6 protein-coding genes and 1 pseudogene are annotated in these 21,756 nt (G+C 40.2%); 3 read left to right on the forward strand and 4 right to left on the reverse strand.

The genetic code is table 11. The annotated features are described in order from the left end of the window. Positions 1–193: 193 nt before the first annotated feature. A complete protein-coding gene (locus tag A6J31_RS05915; RefSeq protein ID WP_080610682.1) occupies positions 194–4,957 on the reverse strand; it encodes a glycoside hydrolase family 70 protein in 4,764 nt (1,587 codons plus the stop codon). 350 nt (positions 4,958–5,307) lie between these two features. On the opposite strand from A6J31_RS05915, the pseudogene A6J31_RS05920 reads away from it, so the two are divergent. Then, positions 5,308–6,185: pseudogene (locus A6J31_RS05920) on the forward strand (IS30 family transposase). 200 nt (positions 6,186–6,385) lie between these two features. Here the strand turns inward: A6J31_RS05920 and A6J31_RS05925 are convergent. The 3 genes from A6J31_RS05925 to A6J31_RS05935 all read right to left on the reverse strand — a co-directional run bounded on the left by A6J31_RS05925 (position 6,386) and on the right by A6J31_RS05935 (position 15,381). Then, a complete protein-coding gene (locus A6J31_RS05925; protein ID WP_080610683.1) occupies positions 6,386–7,774 on the reverse strand; it encodes a hypothetical protein in 1,389 nt (462 codons plus the stop codon). Between the two features lie 419 nt (positions 7,775–8,193). Then, the gene (locus A6J31_RS05930; protein ID WP_080610684.1) at positions 8,194–10,179 is read right to left on the reverse strand and encodes a KxYKxGKxW signal peptide domain-containing protein; all 1,986 of its coding nucleotides are present in this window, start codon (positions 10,177–10,179) and stop codon (positions 8,194–8,196) included. Positions 10,180–10,659: 480 nt separating this feature from the next. Next, entirely contained in the window at positions 10,660–15,381 is a 4,722-nt protein-coding gene (locus A6J31_RS05935; protein ID WP_080610685.1) for a glycoside hydrolase family 70 protein, read from the reverse strand. Between the two features lie 1,011 nt (positions 15,382–16,392). Here A6J31_RS05935 and A6J31_RS05940 point away from each other — a divergent pair. Together A6J31_RS05940 and A6J31_RS05945 are read left to right on the forward strand one after the other, a co-directional pair. Continuing rightward, a complete protein-coding gene (locus A6J31_RS05940) occupies positions 16,393–19,227 on the forward strand; it encodes a KxYKxGKxW signal peptide domain-containing protein (protein ID WP_080610686.1) in 2,835 nt (944 codons plus the stop codon). Positions 19,228–19,284: 57 nt separating this feature from the next. Then, positions 19,285–21,756 (forward strand): KxYKxGKxW signal peptide domain-containing protein, encoded by a 2,472-nt coding sequence (locus A6J31_RS05945; protein ID WP_080610687.1) that lies wholly within the window; start codon positions 19,285–19,287, stop codon positions 21,754–21,756.

The raw sequence follows: 21,756 nt of genomic DNA on the forward strand, positions 1-21,756 counted from the left end.
GCTATCTTGGTGAGCACACCTATTTTCTTTTTTTGAAAAATATTCTACGCTTTTCATAGACTACTGTCAAGACTATTTCGAAAAAATCGAAATAGAGATACAAAAAAAGACCGTTTTCACGATCTTTTTTCTTGAGAATTTTCCCTCATTCTCGTCTCTGTGTTCTCTGGACAGTCACTGGGCCTACTACTGCTTATCTTCCTGGGACATATTCGCCAGTGTTGGCATCGTAATAACGGCGTTGGCCATTGACTGTGACGTAGGCTCCTTTAACTTGGCGACCTGATTGGTCAAAGTAAAGGTGTTGGCCATTGATGACTTGTTCGCCTGTTACGGCATAGCCATCAGCTCCGAAATAAGCCCAAACGTTTGGCTCGATTTGAGCAAAGCGGTTGGTTACAGGTTGACCATCGTTTTCGTCATAGTACTTGTAACGACTACCGACCTTAACGGCTTTGCCCTTGTATTGGATACCATTTTGGTCAAAGTAGTATTCCTTGCCATTGATAGTCCACTTGCCTTTAAGGGCTTGGCCATCAGTATTGAAGTAAGACCATTGGTTTGGTGCAATCTCAGCAAAGCTGCTTGTGACAAGAGCTCCACTGTGGGCATCATAGTAATAAGTCTTACCATCTTCAACAATGGTTTTACCCTTGACTTGGATACCATTTTTATCAAAGTACTTAAGGTATCCATGATCAGCACGAACTTGGCCGATAGCCAATGAACCGTCATGTTTGAAGTACATCCACTGGTCATCACCAACTTGGAGGTAGCGTCCGCTAGCAAGAATACCTGATTCAGGCTCATAATAATATTTGATGCCATTTTCTTCGATAATTTCACCCTTAGCTTGGCTACCATCTTCCTTGAAGTAATAGAGGTGACCATCAATGTATTGACGTCCTGTGACACGGTTACCTTCTTTATCAAAGTAGTTCCAAGCCTTAGTTGCTGGGTTATAGACAAAGATGCTACGTCCGATTTCGCCTGCTGGTGTGATATAACGAGCCTTACCATTTTCAAAGATAATAGAATCTGCACGATTGCTGTAGGCCGTACCGACACTACCATCTTGGTTAAAGTAATAAGTCTTACCGTCAATGACACGTGAACCTGTCACAGTGTTACCATCAGCGTCAAAGTAATAACGTTTACCAGTGCTACTATCTGTCGCAAAGACATTGCGTCCCATATCACCGGTTCCAGCAACATAGTAATGCAATTTGCCATCATCGGTACGGACAATGCGATCCTTAGCCTGAAGACCAGTTTCACGGTCAAAGTAGAAATGGTGACCACTCCAATGAAGGTTACCCACTACCATGGTTCCTTGTGTTGTAAAGGCACGGACTTGCTTACGTTTATCATCAAAATCAACGAAGGCATTCTTAACCATGGCACCGTCTAGACCGTAATAGTAAGTATAGCCGTTGTTAGCACGACGCAGGGCATTACGCAATTGAACACCATTATCAAAGAAATAGTAATCCTTGCTATTGATGTTTTGGGCACCCTTGGTCATCTTACCGTCAGCACCGAAGTAATACCAGTTACCGTTACCGTCTTGAACAAATTCATTCTTGATGACTTGATTATCACGAAGGAAGTAAACATCTTGTCCACGACGTTGGAAGACTTGAGTGCTTGTGATGGCACCTGTGTCACGAAGTGGTGTTGGCAAGAGTTGGCCGTTGGCTGAAGTATTAAAGTACTGGTTGGTCTTGTCATCACGAAGGACAAAGTTGATGCCTCGTCCAAGGATGTTGGTTCCGTTAAAGTACTTAGCAGACCATTTGGTAATCTTTTCATTCGTAGGTAACTGCTTACCATTTGAGATTTGCACACGGTTGAAAATAGATGGGTACTTAGCTTTAAGCTCATCAAGGAAGGCTCCACCGTATTTACCTTGATAGTCTGTACCATCTGTACGGGTATTTGCCACATAGGCTTGGTCCACAATTTGATAACCTTGTTGGTGATAACCGTAGCCGTTAACACGTGTGGCATTAACTACTTCTTTTCCTGGAAGGTTATAAATTTGGTCTGGCACCCAGTCAGCAATGGCTTGAATACCATCTTTGTGGAGGGCACGAAGAACATTAAGGAGGTCCTCAAGTGAGCCATACTTGTTATTTTGACTCAAGGCCATGTCATAACGGTCATCAAAGGCATAACCATTGTCAATTGTTGAATCAAGGAAGCTACCATCCTTACTTGAAACGTACTGTGGTGGAAGTCCAACAGACGTAACACCCCAAGCTTTGAGCAAGTCAGTGTGCTTAGCCAAGACACGGTTCATGTAGAGTTCTGGCTGATCGTCCGCAAAAGCTTGGAAGTTTGAGAAGGCTTCATACATGACTTGCGAATCAAGGGCTGCTGAAGACTTGTAAACTTGACCATCGCTATTGGCACGGTTACTTGGTTGTGTACGTGCGTCTTGGTTAGCCTTAGCCCCGACTGGTACCCAGACACCGAGGTAACCTGATACTTGCACATTTTCCACACCAAAAATATCATTGGCATTGAAGGTCAAGTTCCCATTCCAGTCAGTTCGTTTAAGAAGGTTTTTAGGCACATCAGAATCGTTGAGGTAGGTTGCTATACCATCCTTAGTCGTCAAAAGCAATGGGCGATAAAGCTGATTACGGTGAGCTCTACCCATGTTCATCGTTACAGTTTCATTGCTACCCAAGCGGAAATCATAGTTGTTGGTCATGATGACACCCATCCCTTGCGTACGGGTTTCAGCAGTTCCCCAATCAGTTCTGTTATTGGCACCTTTACCATAACGAACAGAAGTCAAAAGTCCGTCATTTCCGACTTTCTTCACTTCCATGTCTTGACCACCAGCTACATACTTGATACGAGCACGCAAGAGGGTGTCGATGGCATCAAAGTAAGGTGTCTTTTTAGCCATGTAGTGACCATCCTCACGATAGAGGTCTCCGTAATAAACACGTGTTACAGAATCCTTATTGGTCAACATGAGAGCATAGACAGATGGTAAGTTGTATGACGCATAAGTCTTGTGAGCCTTATCAATATCCTCATTGTAAATCTCGAAGGCTTTCTTGATTTCATCACGAGTGAAATTGTAACCAAACAGATTTGGGTTGATACGATCACGGATGATACGTTGGATAATGGTTTGCGCTTCCGTATCGTGGGCACGGGTGAAAATATAGTTGGCCATACGTTCACCGTTTTTATCGTTGGCACCACGTGGATTCAAACTACTGTTGATGAAGGCAGTCATGTCCCCAAGCTGCATACGTGTATTTTTATCACGCATCAAGAGGTTGGTAAGGGCATTACGAAGGGCATTATCAATCGGAAGTTGTGCCCCCTTAGTGTCCTTGTTGTAATATGGGTCGTTGTAAGACCACGCTTCCAAGTATGACAAGTGTTTGATCGCATTGGCTTCAGACTTGTCAACACCATAGGCTGCTTTGAAGTAATCTGAAGCGATCTGGAGAAGGTCAGCATCCACATCGTCCACGGCATCGACACGCAAACCGTCAAAGTTGGCTGTTGGGTCATTGGCCATGATACTTCCGATATTCATCATGAAGTGGAGCCAGTTAAGTTGCTCCGCTTGAACAGCTGGGTTTGAGTTGTCAATATCGTTGGCAAGCAAGAACTCAAGACCACCGATAGAATTGTCCTTGAAATACTTACGTGTACCGGTCTGGTTTGTAGGTGTGCGGTTAAGCAAACGATAATCAGAGTTGGCGTGGCTAGTACGGTTGCCAGTATCACCCTTACTGTTGTTAAAGAGCAACTGTCCACCTTGCAAGTGGTCATATGAACTATTTTCAGTACTGCTATTCCAACCTGGTTGAGTTTTAATGAACTGGTCGATACTTGTACGCAACCAGTTGGTATTGCCTTCACGCGCGATACGTTCTTCAATCTTAGTCTGAACCATCTTGGCAGCTTGATCTAGACTTTCCTGACTAGAGTTAGTTGAAAATGATCCTGCACCAAGACCTTGATTTTGCATGTAGTTTAGGTAGTTAACCTGAGTCGATTTGTCAGGCCACCAAACCATCAAAAGTGGACGTTTGTCAGCCTCCGTTGAAGCTGTCCAAGTCTTACCATCCTTGAGAATACTCTTTGGACGGTACCAAGCATCCGCTGTGATAAAGGTGTCCAGTTGGTCCAAAGATTTGTCATCGTTTTTGTAGAGCTGGTTTCCAGATGAAAAATCCACAGTCGCCTTGATAGGTTCTGATGAAAATTCATCCTGTGACTTGGTCGCAAGAGCCCCTGTTTCAGCATCAAAGTAATAAGACTTACCGTCTTGCTCAAAGACGAAGTTCTTACGCACACTACCGTCACTATTGACATAATATTGTTTGCCGTTGATCCATTGGATACCAGTCGCTGTGTTGGTGTTAGCTTCTCGAGTTTCTGCCAAGTCACGGCGACTACGTGTACGAGCTTCTGTACTTGCCGTATCAGTTGTTGCTGCACGGTCTGTAGTAGCTACACGATCCGTTGCAGTTACTGAAGCGTTAGTGTTAGTATTTGTATCTGTAGCTGTGGCCCTAGTATCAGTTGCAGCTGGTTGCACATTTGTACTTGGTGCTGCTTGACCTGAGTTAGTTTCCACTGTCGCTGCGTTTGAAGCAGATGCCACTGCCCTATCTGTAGCATTTGTTGTCGTGCTAGTCGAATCTGCGACAGGAATGGCCACGCTCGCAGTATTAGCATCTGCTGAGATCGTTGGTGCTACAGTAGTGGCTGCATCATTAGTTGTAGCAGGTGTTTCTTGAAGCAAATCCTGACTGCTATCACTCGACTGATTTGCAGGATTTTGCTCGTCGGCCTGAACCTGCTGATCCGCCAACAAAGTTCCACCAGCAACGGTAACCATTGAGAGTGCTGTCACCCCAATAGTCACCCAGTTCTTCTTCACTTTATGCATTTTAAAGCGTACTTTTTGTTCCATAATATTTACCTTTTTCCCTTATATTATTTCTATCATAAGCTATTTGACAAGGGAATACAATTACACAATCATAATCTATTTTTAATAGTTATTCATTTAAAAACTATTAAAATCGAATTTCTAATTTTACCCAACTTAAAAAGGAAATTTCATTCATGAAGAACCCCTTTATCTATCACAATCTATAGTAACAAAAGGGAATTAGACTATTTTAGATTTTTTAAGCTTCCAAAAATAGTACTAATATTTTTTAAAGAATAAATTGTAAAATATAGTGCAACAAAAAAACTCATAGCCTTTCATTGGTGTAGACTGTAAGTAACCACACAAACAGAACCCGAGGAAAAACTATGAGCTACTCCCATCTTACCATAACCGACCGAATAAAGATAGAAGCCTACTTAGAATTAGGTTTGAAACCTTGCCAAATTGCAAGTAAACTTGGTGTCCATAAGTCTACCATTTCAAGAGAGTTAAGACGATGCCAAAATGGTTATTCCGCAGCCTTAGCACAGGAACAGTACGACCACAGGGCTAAGCAAAAAGGTCGGAAGTCTTGTTTGACACCAGAGTTGAAAAAGGAAATTGAGGACGGTTTAAAATCCTCCTGGTCGCCTGAACAGATTTGTGGCCGCTATCAGCTTGAACAAAAGCCAATAGTAGCTTTTAAAACTATCTATAACTGGCTCTATGCTGGTTTGATTGATCTGGATTTAAGCGTCCTTCGTCGTAAAAGAAAGACTCGACAACTCAAAGAAACACGTGGGACATTTAGGATTGGCACATCAATTGCCAAACGTCCTAAAGAGGTCAGGAATCGTGAGACTTTTGGCCACTGGGAGCTTGAATACTGTGGTGTCTTCCAGAGGCAAAAGCAATGGCTGTTTAGCGACCTTTCTGGAGCGAAAAACGCGCTTTTACTTAGCTTTCAAGATACCAGACAGAACAGCCAAATCCATGTTTTCAGCCATCAAACAACTTTGTAAGCTATTTCCAAAAGAGGCTCTTAAAACCTTCACTTCAGACAGGGGAAAAGAGTTTGCCTGCTATCCTCTGGTGGAGAACTTAGGAATTCCCTTTTTCTTTGCGGACGCCTATTCTTCCTGGCAGAGAGGAAGCAATGAAAACACAAATGGCTTACTAAGAGAATAAGTTCCCTAAGAAAACAGATTTAGCAGCTATCTCTGATGAGGCTTTGAACAAGGCCTTATATGATGTCAAACACTGACCACGCAAATGTTTATCTTACAGAACTGCTTGTGAAGCTCTAGTGGATGAGTAAGAGTAAATGTTGCACTTATTCTTGCAATTTATCAAATAAAATTACTTAAATAAATTCTAACATTTTTTAAACACTCAATTTACTACCGTACTATTTAATCAATGAACTGTGACCTTTCATAAAAAATTAGACTATGTTTTTTCAGTTTATTGAAGAGAGTTCTGAAACCTCTCCAAAAATCTAGAATTAGGATTTTTCTTTATATATGCACTACATGCATAAGGATATAGACTTATTCTTGATAAATATGAAACAGTCATCTCAAATTCATCGTTATAAAATTCAATTATTCCATTACAAGGTAATTTAAGTCTCAACTTACTATTATCCATATCCATCTTTTCAAATAACATCATCCAAAATCTAAAAACTTTTTTCACTTTCTTCAAGCCCTCAGGATTAGATAATTTTACTATATTATCAAGACTTATTGATGTAAATAAGTAAAATTCAATGTCTTCTACAGGAAATAGCTCTACGAAACAATCTAGTAACCTCTTATCATATTCAGCATTATTTGTTGAGTTTTCAAGCATATGATCCCAGAGAAAAATACTATCAAATTCTTTTTGAATTTTTAATAGTTTAGAAATATCTTCTAGTAACATGGAGTTATCTTGATTATTTGAAATAAAGTTTTCACTTATAATCTCAAGTACAGGATAGTAATATGAAACATTTTTTTCTTTTTCTTTCAAAATTATCGAAGTTTTATTACTCAATAATAGCTCTAGATAATATTTTAGGAAACTCCCTTTAGAAAATTTACTTGCTCCATCAAAATTAGCAACATTAATACCATCGAAAATGTAATTTAAATAATAGTCTTTTTCTGACTCTTCTAATTGTTCAACTAGAGAAGAAATTCTTTCGAATATTTTTCTGTAAGTATAATCTACTGTTGATTTATCCGGTGATAAGAGATTATTGATATTTTGGGGATTAAAATACATCTTTATTTGATTTTTATGAATATCAAAACAATGTTTCTTCATTTCGTCAAATTGTACCTCAATACTCGTATTTAAAATAATTCTATAACTCTTATATAAACCTAATAGATATGTGAATAATATTATTAGAAATATTGAATTCCAAATAAATGTTATTTTAGTGGAAATTATTATATTAGTAATAGGTATAGTAATTTTTATTTGATCACCGAAAGTTTTCACTATGATTGGAAGAAAACTAAAAACCATCAAATATAGAAAAAAGATTTCTGATTTAAAAAAACCATATACTCTAGAATTATAAAAAATAGAAGAGATATAATTAATTCCAAAAAATGTATTTTCCTTTTTCTTACTCTCCAGTGCAAACTGAACAAGAGCAAAATAAATACCAAATAATGAAATGACGGTTGCTATAAAAGAATAAACTTCAAAAAAACTCTTATCTAAAGTCCGGCTTTGCCCCCTATCATGTAAAAAGTGTTGGAATATTACTAAAATAAATATACTCCCTGCTGTTAGCAATAAGTGAAAAATGTTTCTCTTATAAAAGTTACGTAATCTTTTTTTATCCTCTACCATTAAAATCAAACTCCAATTTGTAATTTCTTTTAGTAGAATGGATTTAAATATAACTGTCACAGATAACATAGAAATACTAGTAAACACTTTTTATTAAATATTATTTTAACTTTCTAAAAAGCAAACGTATTTTCATATTAACAACATTTGTTGATATCCAAAACTACTAATAATAAAACACCTTTATTGTAGCATAAAAATAAGTCTTCTTTTGAATATGAGAGGGACAAAATTATTAGGATTTAAGCGTGAAAAAGCATCTGAGTGTACACTGACAGTTTCTCTAAAACAACTCAAAAAACCAGCTAATGCTGGCTTTTTCGTCTATTTAATCATCTAGAGTTCTGATAGGAAAATAATAATAGTAATTTATATAGGAAAAGGAAAAATTCGCTCTAGATTTTTAAAGTACATCTTAATTAGCGACGCTGTCTCAATTCACCAGTTTTAGCATCACAGAAGAGACGTTTACCACCAACATAGACATAACGTCCCTTAACTTGACGACCTGAACCGTCAAAGTAAAGCTGTTTGCCATTGATAACCTGTTTCCCAGTCACTGCTTGACCTGCTGCGTTGAAGTAATACCAGCAACCACGTCCAGCTTCGACAAAGCGATTCACCACTTGTTCACCAGTGTGGGCATCAAAGTAGCATTTCTTACCTTGGACAGTGAGCAACTTACCTTTGACTTGAGCACCATTGCTACCAAAGTAGTAAACTTTATTGTTAATGTTTTGAAGACCTGTCACTTTGTGACCATCTTGGTTAAGGTAAGCCCATTGGTTAGCCGCAATTTGAATGAATTGGTTGATGACTGCTTGGCCAGTAACGGCATCATAATAGCGTCCTTCAGCCCAGCCACCTTTTAATTGGCTGTGATCTTTATTGAAGTAATAGAGTTTACCATCAATCACTTTTGCACCTTGAACGAGGCAACCAAAAGCATCCGCATAATACCAGTTGTTGTTTTCAAAGATAAAGCGTGAAACAGCCATTTCACCTGTTTGAGCTGAAATGTAGTATTGCTTGTTGCCTTGTTGCATCATCTGACCTTTGATTTGACGGCCTTCTGAGTCAAAGCAATATTCTTTACCATTGATGATACGTTTTCCTGTCACAGCGTAACCATGTTCATCAAGGTAGTACCAAGCTTGGTTTTCTTTATTTTGAACAAAGGTATTTACAGCCATATTACCAGTATCAGGGATGAAGTAACGGATACGACCATCTGAGAAGCGAATAAACTTGTCTTTAGCTTGGATACCTGTTTGTGTATCAAAGTAGAAGGTTGTGCTACCCATTTCAATAAGACCAGTAGCCATGTGACCATAACAATCGAAATAGCGGACATCCTTACGGTAACCTGCAAAGTCGTAGAAACCGTTGATAGCTTTCACGCCATTTTTATCATAGTAATAAGTGTAGCCATCGCTACCTTTAACAAGTGAGTCACGGGCTTGAAGACCATTTTCAAGGAAGTAATAAGCCTTACCATCGATAACCTTTTCACCTTTGACCTTTTGACCATATTGATCGTAATAATACCATTGATTTTCGCCTACACGGACAAATGAAGACTTGGCATTGTTAGAATCAACACTTGGCTTAGTCTCGCCTGAGATGATTTGGTAACCTGAGTTATTTTGTTGATTTCCTTGTGAAATGATAGTGACATTAGCATTTGAACCGTTCGAATGACCTACTGTCACATTTGGAAACAGTTTATTAGAGTTCGAAACGATAGTCACATTTGGCGTCGTTCCTGAAGCCGTGATGGTGATTGTCGTGTTTCGACCACCATTCCAATGAATGCCGTTTGAGTCAGACGAACTCGTCGTAATTGTCGCAAAACCGCTAGCTGACGATGATGATGACCATGATGATGAAGACGAGTAAGAATACCAAGCTGAACTTGATGAGCTTGACGAACTTGACGCACTAGCACTTACTGATGCTGAGCTGCTACTTGATTGGTAAGCAGAACCCGTTTGTGATGAATTAGAGTTTTGTGTTCCTACTACTTGAGAAGATTGTGACGAACTGACTTGACCAGATCCACCACCTACCACAGTCTGTGATGAGCCTCCTGTTGAGGCAGATGATGAAGACTCGTAGCTTGAGCTTGTTTGACTGCCATAGTTAGATGACACTGCTGACAAATGGCCAGCATCTTCAGTCAAGGTTGGCGAATAACTTTCATTAATCAATGAAGCACTTGACTCAATGCCTGCATCTGTTTGTTCAAAACCATCTCCATTAGGAAGTGACACTTCATCTGCTTGTGCCGATTGATCTGCTAAAAGGGCACCACCCGCAAGTGCAACCATCGACAGCGTACTAACTCCAATAGTCACCCAATTCTTCTTGACCTTGTGCAACTTAAATCCAACTTTCTTTTCCATAACATACACCTTTCAATATAACTTTATTTCTCTATACTATGTTAAGTGATTTTGGAAACGAATACAATTACAGATGCATAACCCTAGTCTCATAAGACTAACCTTCTACCCATAATCCATTTGAAAAACAAGCCTAAGATATATACCTATAGCCTTTATATGTTAGAAAACGTTACCAAAAGAACGTTTGGATTTTGTTAACTTTACACAGAAATTTCGATGTTTAGCCGTTTTATCTCCCCCATCATTAGAGGACTGAGTATAGTTTAAAACGAAAGTAAGTAGTTTATTTAGGAATCTATTAATCAAACTCATTGTTTGTTTACAATCCACTAGACATTTCGAGGGGAAATGATAAAAGAAAAGTACTTGAAGGAAAATACTTCAAGTACTTAAAAGTTTTGAAATTATGTGGAAAGCTACTGATTTTCAATCTATAAGCTTCTGGGATAGTCCCAAAAATACATTTTCTCTGCCTACTTATCGTTTTCTGACCCAAGCTCCAGTATTGGCGTCATAGTAACGGCGTTGGCCTTTAACCCAGACGTAACGGCCTTTGACCTGACGGCCAGAAGCGTCAAAGTAGAGGTGTTCTTGTTCACCAGTTATGGCTTGGCCTGAGGCGTTAAAGTAATACCAAACACCACGAGAAATTTGGATAAAGCGATTGGTCACGGCTTCACCACTGTTGGCATCAAAGTAGTATTTCTTGCCTCTGTAAGTCAGGAGTTTACCCTTGGCTTGGACACCATTGCCTTCAAAGTAGTAAAGTTTACCATTGATATGTTGGAGACCAACTACCTTTTGACCATTTTGGTTGAGGTAAGCCCATTTGTTGGCACCAACTTGGACAAAGCGGTTGGTTACGGCCTGACCTGAATCACCATCATAGTAACGGCCGTTGGCCCAGGCACCCTTGACTTGGCTATAATCATTGTTGAAATAATAGTGATTACCATTAATGACTTGAGCACCTTTAACCAACTTACCATTGCCATCGACATAGTACCACTTGTTGTTTTCCGTCACAAAGCGTGAACGGGCAATTTCACCACTATCGCCATCAAGGAAGTAACGTTGGTTATTGATAGTGACAAAGTGTCCTTTAACCTGACGGCCTTCATTGTCAAAGTAATATTGCTTACCGTTAATAGTTTGAAGGCCTGTCACGGCATAACCGTTGCTATCGAGGTAATACCAAGCCTTGTTTTCAGGATTTTGCGCAAAACGGTTGACTGCGAGATTTCCTGTATCTGGAATGAAGTAACGTGTGCGTCCGTCCGCAAAGCGGATGAACTTGTCTTTGGCTTGAATACCAGTCTTTTCATCGAAATAGAAGGTTGTGCCATACATGTCATGGAGACCACGATACATTTGACCGTTGCCATCAAAATAGCGAACGTCTTGGCGAGGACCTGCAAAGTCGTAGAATCCGTTAAAGGCCTGAACCCCTTTAGGATCGTAGTAATAGACGTGACCATCACTGCCTTGGCGAAGGACATGACGTAGCTGGAGACCATTGTCTAGGAAGAAGTATTTCTTACCATCAATGACCTGTTCACCTGTGACCATGTTACCGTTCTTATCAAAGTAATACCACTGGTTGGCACCGATTTGAATGAAGGTATTCTTAGCAAGGTAGCCACTCGTTGAGAGGTATTGGACCTTATCTCCAACCCTACGGAAACCAGTTGCTGTGATTTCAGTCATTTGTTTCGGAAGGAAGGTTTGACCTGCTTTCAGGTTGAAGTATTGGTTTGTTGCGTTGTCTTGCAAGACATAGCGAGCCCCTGTACCTTGGATATTGCTTCCATTGAAATACTTGGCTGACCATTGCGTGATTTTCTCATTGGTTGTCAATTTACGGCCGTTTGAAATCTGCACGCGCTCAAAGATAGCTGGGTATTTTGCCTTCAATTCATCAAGGAAGGCACCACCGTACTTGCCTTGGAAGTCATTTCCAAAGGTACGTGTTTTAGCTGCATAGAGACTATTGTAGATTTCGGCATTTGGACGTGGTGTGCCGTAGCTGTTGGTACGTGAAGCTGTTACCACTTCTTTTCCAGGAAGGTTGTAAATTTGGTCTGGAACCCAGTCAGCAATGGCTGAGATACCTTCTGCGTGAAGGGCACGAAGGGCATCCATGAGGTCTTTGAGTGAACCGTATTTGTTGTTCTTGCTCATGGCAATATCGTAACGGTCCTCAAAGGCGTACCCATTTTCAATGATAGAATCCAAGAAGGTTCCGTCTTGGCTAGACACGTACTGTGGCGCAAATTCAAAGGAAGTGACTCCCCACTCTTTGAAGAGTTTGGCATTTTGAGCAATAAGACGGTTGGTGTATTGACTTGGTGTCTTAACGAAATCTTGGAAGTTTGAGAAGCCTTCGTAAATGACTTGTGAGTCAAGAGCTGCTGATGATTCAAAGACCTGCTCACCCTTCTTGGTCGTCGAAGCCTTGGTGCGGGCATCTTGGTTTTCTGAGGCACCCACTGGCACCCAAACTGCCAAATAACCTGAAACTTCAACGGTTGAATGACCAGCAATATCGTCTGCTGTGAAAGTCAAGTTCCCTTGATTGTCCGTATAGCGAACCAATCCAGCTGGCACATCAGAATCCTTGAGGTAGGTCGCAAGACCTGTCGATTTGCTGAGAAGCAATGGACGGTAAGCCTGATTTTTGTGGGCAGCTCCCATATTGACCACCAAACGGTCATTTGTTCCCAACTTCATATCTGGACGGTTGGCTGTAAGGACGAGCATTCCTTGGTTGCGTGTTTCGGCAGTACCAAGCTGGTTGGCTTCTTCTGCTCCTTTACCATAACGCACAGATGACATGATTTCATAGCCATTAAGCTTAGTAACCTTCATGTCTTGACCACCTGCTACATATTTGATGCGAGCACGGAGCAGGGCATCGATGGCATTATAGTATGGTGATTTTTCAGCCATGTATTGGCCATCGTCGGTAAAGAGGTCCCCGTAGTAAACACGAGTGATACTATCCTTGTTGGTCAACATTGTGGCATAGGCAGCTGGGATATTGTACTGGGTGTACTTTTTATCAGCCTTGCGCATGTCCGCATTGTAGATTTCAAAAGCCTGTTTGAGCTCATCCATAGTGAAGGTGAAACCATCTGTTTTTGGATTAATCTGCTTGCTGATGATATTGGCCAAAACAGCTTGCACTTCACTATCATGGGCACGCACGAAAATATAATTGGCATCACGTGGCGTGTGTTTCTGCTCACTTGAACGATTGTTAAGAGAGTTAGTAATCACTCGCTCCAAGCTACCACGGTAATTGCTCTTACGCAAGAAAGTTGTCAAAAGCGTTTCACGTAGTGGATTGTCAATGGACAACTGGGCACCCTTGGTATCCTTGTTATATTGATGATCGTTGTAGGACCAAGCTTCAAGGATTGACAAGTGGGCAATAGCGTTGGCTTCATTGTCAGCCACACGGTATTTTTCCTTGAAGTAGTCAGAAGCAATCTGCAAGAGGTCCGCATCCACATTGTCCACCGCATCGATACGAACACCGTCAAAGTTGGCACTTGGATCATTGCCAAGGATAGAACCAATATTCATGATGTAGTGGAGCCAGTTTAGTTGTTCAGCCTGAACAGCTAGGTTAGAGTTGTCGATATCGTTTGCCAAGAGCAACTCGTAACCACCATTTGAACGGTCAATATGGTATTTGCGTGTCCCCGTTTGGTTAGTCGGTGTGCGGTTCATGAGACGGAAATCTGAATTGGCATGACTTGTCGCACTATTATTGAGGAAGGTCAGTGCTCCTCCTTGCAAGTGGTCTTTACCAACTAAGAGATTGTCTTCACTCTCAGAGTTCCAGTCAGGCTGTGTTTTGATGAAGTCTGACATCAACTGGCGAAGCCAAGTGGTATTGCCCTCACGACCGATACGTTCCTCGATTCCTTGTTGAACCGTTTCGGCAGCGGCTGCCAAGTCATAGCTCATCATATCTGTCGTATAGGTCTTATTACCAAACCCTTGTTGACTCATATAGTTGAGGTAGTTGACTTGTGTCACCTTGTCTGGCCACCAAGTCATCAAAAGGGGACGATAATCTTTCTCAGTTGAAGCTGTCCAATTTTTCCCGTCCTTCAAGATCTGTTTTGGACGGTACCAGCTATCAGCCGTCAAGAAATTGTCCAAGTGTTCAAAACTCTTGCTTGACGTATCATAGGCCTGGTTATAAACCGCATAGATAGAGTTATTTGGAATGGCATCGGCACGATACAAAGGTTTACTTTGATCCACCATAGCCCCAGTCTCATCGAAATAATAAAGACGACCATCAAGTTCAATCGCTGTGTTCTTTTTCACAACGCCATTTTCAACATAATACTGCTTGCCATCAATAGTCTTCAAGTTGGAAGCTACTGGTTTATAGTCAAGACTTGGCTGACTTGGTTGGACTGGCTTATTAGGTTGGGACGGTTGACTCGGTTGAACAGGTTTGTTTGGTTGATTTGGCTGCGTTACAATGGTCACATTTGGTCTTGTGCCATTTGGACTTGTCACCGTCACGTTTGGCTTAGGAGTGTTTGGCCCTGTGATAATGGTTACATTTGGTGTCGTACCGCTGGCCGTAATCGTGATGTTAGTGTTGCGGTTAGCATTGATACGAATAGTGCTGTCAGCAGCGCGTGTGGCAATTGCTGGTGCAGCATTGGTCAAGACTCTAGGTCTTGCTTGTTCTGTCACACTTGGAGTAGACTGAGCACTTGTTTGCCCAGCTACTTGAGTTGATGTCTGACCTTGTGAGGCTTGTTCCGTAGTCTGTGTCTCTTGAGCACTAGCTTGAGTTTGCAAAGAAACTGCCACTTCCCGACTGGCAACTGGACTAGTTTGTGCTTGGACAGTTGCCTCTTGGCTGACTGCACTTGTCGCCTCCTGAGAGCTTGTTTCGTGACTTACGCTGGCTGTTTCTACTGCTGACACACTTGCTTGAGCACTAGCTTGCTCAGTAACAGTTGTTGTCGTCACTAGACTGGCAGTCCCATCCTCACTCAGTTGCTGCAAGCCATCACCGTTAGGTGCGCTCGTCTCATCGGCCTCTACTTTTCCTTGAGATAGGAGGCTTCCACCTGCCAAGGCAACCATTGAGAGAGTGGTCACCCCGATAGTTACCCAGTTTTTCTTAACCTTGTGTAGTTTAAAACGTACCTTATTTTCCATCTATATCAATCATCCTTTTTCTGTTGTTGACTCTACTCTATGATATATTCAGACAAATTACAAATAGGAAAAAGTCATCTTCTTTTCATAAATCTCTGCCACAAGCTCAGTTATATTAACTTTGATTAGCGAAAATGAGACCTTACACCACATGTAAGGTCTTAAATAGAGAGTATCTGATTCGCAAACACCTTCAAACGCTTATCCTTAAAGACTTTTCAACATTAAAGCAAGCTTCAATTAAGCTTAAGAGATAGCAAAACTATGAGAGAAGTAGACCCTAAAAAGACAATTCTGAAAAGAAAATTTTAGATAGAAAGACTCTAATTTTTCATCTGACTAAGATCGTAGTCTGTCTATGAGGAACAAAAATTAAAAATATAAATGATTTACACAGGTGAATTCTTATTTGACTAACGAAACTAAATATAGAATCTTTTATGTCAGTTCTTTAACATTTTAGGCATTTCTGTTAGTTTCTATTGTTTATTCTTAAAAAAGGATTATAATGAAGCTAGGTGAACATGTAAGCGTTTTAATTTTGCTTTAAAGGACACTTGGGGATTATCTAAATGATTGACATTAGTTACCTAATGCCTAAATAAGGATTATAGTAGGATAACCATTCCTGAGTCACTTTGAACCATCAAACTAGGGCTCATAAAAAGAATACAGCATCATTTCAAACTAGAGCTCTAGAGGGGACGCCCCATACTAGTAAGCTCTAGTTTTTTGTATCTTAGAAACCCAAAATAAACGAGATCTTCCATGCTTAGAAAGGAGGAAAATTCCGAACGGCTCTCGTTTTTCTAGAATCATTTCGTCAGAACTCATGTTTGCCTTGAACAGTCTCGTAATACCGAAATTGAGGAGACTTGGAGAAATAAGGATTGTCATAAAAAGATTAACTTACATCGTTAGGGACTCTACCCAATGCTCACTTTTCATAAACTCTCATGACAGCCCTTATTTTGCAGTATGTAAAAAGTTTAAAATGAAAGGAGAATTACCATGGAAAAGAAAGTACATTTTAAACTTCACAAAGTTAAAAAACATTGGGTAACTATTGCAGTGACAGGACTTGCTTTGGGATTGAGTTTTGCAGGACTCAGCTACGCTTCAGCTGAAGAACAACCTACCCCTGTTAATGAAGCAACTGTTGAAGCCATCATCAAAGAAGGCGCTATTGACGTCAATGCCCCAGAAAGTAATGAAGCCACAGCTAAACCTGCAGAAAACACAGCTGCTACCGCTTCGAGCGAGGTTGCCACTATGTCAGAAACACCAGTAGCTAGCTCTGAAGTGGCTTCAACAGAAATTGTTTCTGAAAAACCAAGCTCTGAAGTCACAAGCACAACTAGTTCAGAAGCTACGCATTCTGAGGTAAGTACAACGACTAGTGAGAGTGTTACACCTGAGAATGTGTCACCAACAACTAGTAATACTGATACCCCTAATTCTCAAGTTCCCTCTGCTGAAAATAATATCACTGGCGGCCACTACTACAGTGATGAACAGGGGAATTGGTACTATGAAGATGCTAATGGGAAAAAACTTACTGGAGATCAAACGATTGATAACGTAAGAGTCTCCTTCTGGGAGGACGGAAAACAAATTAAAGGACCACAAATCGTAAATCACAAACTATACCGTTATTTTGATGATAATACTGGTCAACTACAAACCAAACGTTATCTAGAATATAAGGGAAACTGGTACTATGTTGACAAGGATGGTATTCCTCTCAAGGGAGAACAAACCATTGATAGGCAAGAAGTTTATTTTGATTATGACGGTACTCAAGTCAAAGGAGACTTTAGTGAAAAGTATTCTGGTAATCTTGATAAGATGCACTATTATGACCCTAACACCGGAGCTAGGGTTAGAAAAGAAGGTCTCGTTCAAGATAAAGAAGGAAGGACCTTTTTTATCAATAATGACGGTTCTAAATATACAGGAACTCGTATGATTGATGGTAATCTTTATTATTTCGAAATCGACTCTGGTGTCATGCAAAAAGGAATCAGCATAGAGCTAGAAGATGGAAAGACTCTTCCAACTTCTAATAAATATGGAACACCCACAAACATTACCCGTCGTTACTATTTTGACTCAGAAACCGGTCAGTTAGTTAAAAAACAAACAATTAAAGAAAATGATAAATGGTACTACTACGGTGATGATGGAAATGCTATTCGTCCTAAAGATGGGGAAACCCTTATTAATGGACAAATCGTCTATCTCTACTCAAACGGCCGTCAAGCTAAAGGAGAGCTTGTTCTTGATAATGGGGTCCTCCGTTACTATGATCCTGATTCTGGAGCTCGTGTTGTAAATACAAGCCTAACGATCAATGGGATGACTTATAACTTTGATGAAAATGGAATTGGTAAAGATGCTCCAAACCCTAACGGCTACTATAGCGATGAACAGGGTAACTGGTATTATAAGAATGCAAGCGGAGAAAACCTTATCGGTTCCCAAATCATTAAGGGACAAAGAGTATTCTTCCGGGATAATGGACAACAAGTCAAGGGGGCCTTAATAGATATATATAATGACCTTAAAGGTTACTACGATATCAATACAGGAAATCTCGTAACCAATCGTTACGTTGAAGTTAATGGTAATTGGTACTATGTTAATAAATACGGTAGCCCACTAAAAGGGGCCTACATTATTGATGGACAAGATGTTATGTTCGATCCACATGATGGTAAACAGATTAAAGGAGGATTTGTAAGAGATCCGAAGTTTATCTCCAAATATTATTACATGCCTAAGTACTACTATGATAAAGACAATGGTTGCAAAGTAACCCATGCAGGCTTTGTTAATGAAAATGATTCAACCTACTACCTTGATGATAAAGGACAAATAGTTCTTGGACTTCAGGAAATTAATGGCGATTTCTATTACTTCCGTCCAGAAAATACGTATAAACAATATGACATTGGAGAAATGTTACGAGATCGTTTTATCTATGAAAATAATAAGGTCTATTATGTTGATCATAGTGGTAAAGTCTTGAAAAATCGCTTTTTCGAACGTAATGGATTTTGGTATTATTTTACAAAAGATGGTACAGCTGCAACAGGAGAAGTTGAAATTAATGGTCAAAAACTATACTTTGATAATCCTTGGGGTTTTCAGACCAAAGGAAGGGTTGCTGAAAACGGTAAATTCTATGACAAAGATTCTGGTGAACTAGTGACCAATACTTTTAGAGAAGGATTGACTTCCGTTGGTAGTACCATATATGGCGAAACTATATATGCAAAGGACTGGTATTACCTTGATAGGGAAGGCCGACCACTAAAAGGACCTCAAACACTTGATTATGTCAAAATGTACTTCTTCCCTAATGGAGCACAGGTTAAGGGACGTTTTGCTCCTGATGGACACTACTATGATAAGGATACTGGTGCACTTGTAACAAACCGTTACGTCCATATCTATAACTGGAAATTTCAAGATAAATACGGTAATCCTGTCGATAACTTTTTTATCCAGTACCCACATAATTTTATTCTTGATCCCAATGATAACACAATACCAGTAGACATTAGTCACTACCCACTTTCAAGCAAAGACTTCGATTGTGAGGACTATTTCTACTACGTTGATGTCAATGGTGATAAAGTTACCGGTGAGCAAACCATTGACAATGTTCCTGTCTACTTCCACAGTGATGGTAAACAAGCTAAAGGGGAACTAATCACTGTCGATGGTAAAATCCACTACTACGATGCCAACTCAGGTGCCCGTTTGTCAAATATTGACATTACTATTAAAGGGCAAACCTATCACTTTGATGCGGATGGAAACGGAACACTCATTAGTTAATGAAGTTATAGAGACTCCTTCTCAATAACGACAGTTTAAAATGAAAGGAGAATTATCATGGAAAAGAAAGTACATTTTAAACTTCACAAAGTTAAAAAACATTGGGTAACTATTGCAGTGACAGGACTTGCTCTGGGATTGAGTTTTGCAGGACTCAGCTACGCTTCAGCTGAAGAACAACCTACACCTGTTAATGAAGCTACTGTTGAAGCCATCATCAAAGAAGGCGCTATTGACGTCGATGCTCCAGCAAGTAATGAAGCCATAGCTAAACCTGCAGAAAACATAGCTGCTACCGCTTCGAGCGAGGCTGCCACAGTGTCAGAAACACCAGCACCTAGCTCTGAAGTCGCTTCAACAGAAACTGTTTCTGAAAAACCAAGCTTTGAAGTCACAAGTACAGCTAGTTCGGAAGTAGCTAATTCTGAAACTACACATTCTGAGGTAAGTGCAACGACTAGTGAAAGTGTTACAGCTGAGAATTCGTCACCAACAACTAGTGATACTGATACCCCTAATTCTCAAGTTCCCTCTGCTGAAAAGAATATCACGGGTGGTCAATGGTATAGTGATGAACAAGGCAATTGGCATTACAAAAAAGATGGCAAGGATCTGACAGGTCCAAACCTAATTGATGGACAGCATGTCTATTTTGACAAGGATGGTAAACAGGTCAAAGGAAACTTTGCCCAAGATGGACATTATTATGATGGTGAACTTGGACATCTAACAACTGAATCTTTTGTTACTACTGGCGATAACCACTGGTATTATGTAGATAAGACAGGTGAAAAAGTGACTGGCCTTCAAGAAATTGGAGACAAAACTTACCACTTTAATGACAAGGGGCTTCAAACAAAAGGACAAAGAGTAGTTATTGAGGGTAAAGGATATTATTTCCATCCTGAAAATGGCGAACTTTGGAATAATAAGATTGCCCTCTATCATAGTACTCGCTACATTAACGGAACCAGCGACGACATTTATTACTACTATGACAATGACGGTAATATTTACACTGGCCCTAAAACCATCGACGGTAAAGAGTACTACTTCCAACCAGACATGGTCTATTATTCTAAATTCAAGAATCCTGATGGTACTGAAAGTTATTACAATGAACAGGGACAAAAAGTCTATAATGGCTGGGGTAAAATCAGATACATGTACCTGAGAGGATACCTCTGGACACCTTCCGTTTATGCTGATGAAAATGGACATGTTGTTCATGGATTCAAGCGTATTAATGGACAACTCTACTATTTTGATGAATCTGGTTCACTAAGAGATGATGTCCCTGGCAGCCCAAACCCACTGTTCCAAGTTGATGGAAACTGGTACTATGCTCAGTTTTCTAAATACATTAACGGCGTAAGAGGTGCTATCCTCACCAATGCTTTCACTTTTATTGCTGTAGATGATAGATACCCAACATCAATTGCAGATGAAAATGGTAAATTGACTCCAGTTACAGCCAAAAATAGTTATGTTACTGCTGGAGGTAAATGGTACTATGTTGATAAATCTAGTTATCCTTTAAAGGGTGAACAAGTGATAGATTATGTCAATGTCTACTTCCGTGATGACTATTCTCAAGTTAAAGGGGACTTTGCGCCAAACGGCCATTATTATGATAAAGATAGTGGAGCCCTCGTTACCAACCGTTATGTCGAAAAAGATGGCAAATGGTACTATGTCAATGATAAGGGCGATAAATTAATTGGTGCTCAAACTATAGGTGGTGTAGAAGTCTATTTTGATAAAGACGGTGTCCAAGCCAAAGGTATTTTTGCCAATGCTGATCATTTTTATGACAAAGACACAGGTGCTGCTGTCCGAGACCAAATCGTCGAAGTCGATGGCAAACGCTATTATGTTGGTCAAGATGGTAGAAAAGTTTACTCAGGAACACATATTGTTCATGGTGAAGAAGTGAATCTTATCGTTGGAGATGGTCATCAGGCCTTCGGAGAATTCACAGGCCACGGAGATAGTGGAGACTATATCGGATTTGATGGTAAAAAAGTCACAAAAGCTGGTTTCGTTAAAACCAAAGATAATCACTGGTATTATTTAGACGGTAAGGGAAACAAATTAGTCTCCGTTCAAGTTATCGATGGCGAACTCTACTACTTTGGACTTCCTACTCGTAAATACTACTACGGAATGCAAAGTAGAGGTGAGCTCATCTATGCGTATTACAGTGATACTATCCCTAACAGTAGCCACATCTACTATCTGGATGAAGCAACAGGCGCTGCTCTTAAAAATCAATACCATGAATGGGAAGGTAGTTGGTATTACTTTGGTCCAAACTGGTACGCCTTGACCGGTGAACAAACCATTGACAATGTTCCAGTCTACTTCCACAGTAACGGTAAACAAGCCAAAGGTGAACTAGTCACCGTCGATGGTAAAATCCACTACTACGATGCTAACTCAGGTGCCCGTTTGTCAAATATTGACATTACTATTAAAGGGGAAACCTATCATTTTGATGCTGATGGAAACGGAACACTCATTAGTTAA

The organism is Streptococcus sp. FDAARGOS_192, assembly GCF_002073815.2.
In the GTDB taxonomy this organism is placed as follows: Bacteria; Bacillota; Bacilli; order Lactobacillales; family Streptococcaceae; genus Streptococcus; species Streptococcus salivarius_H.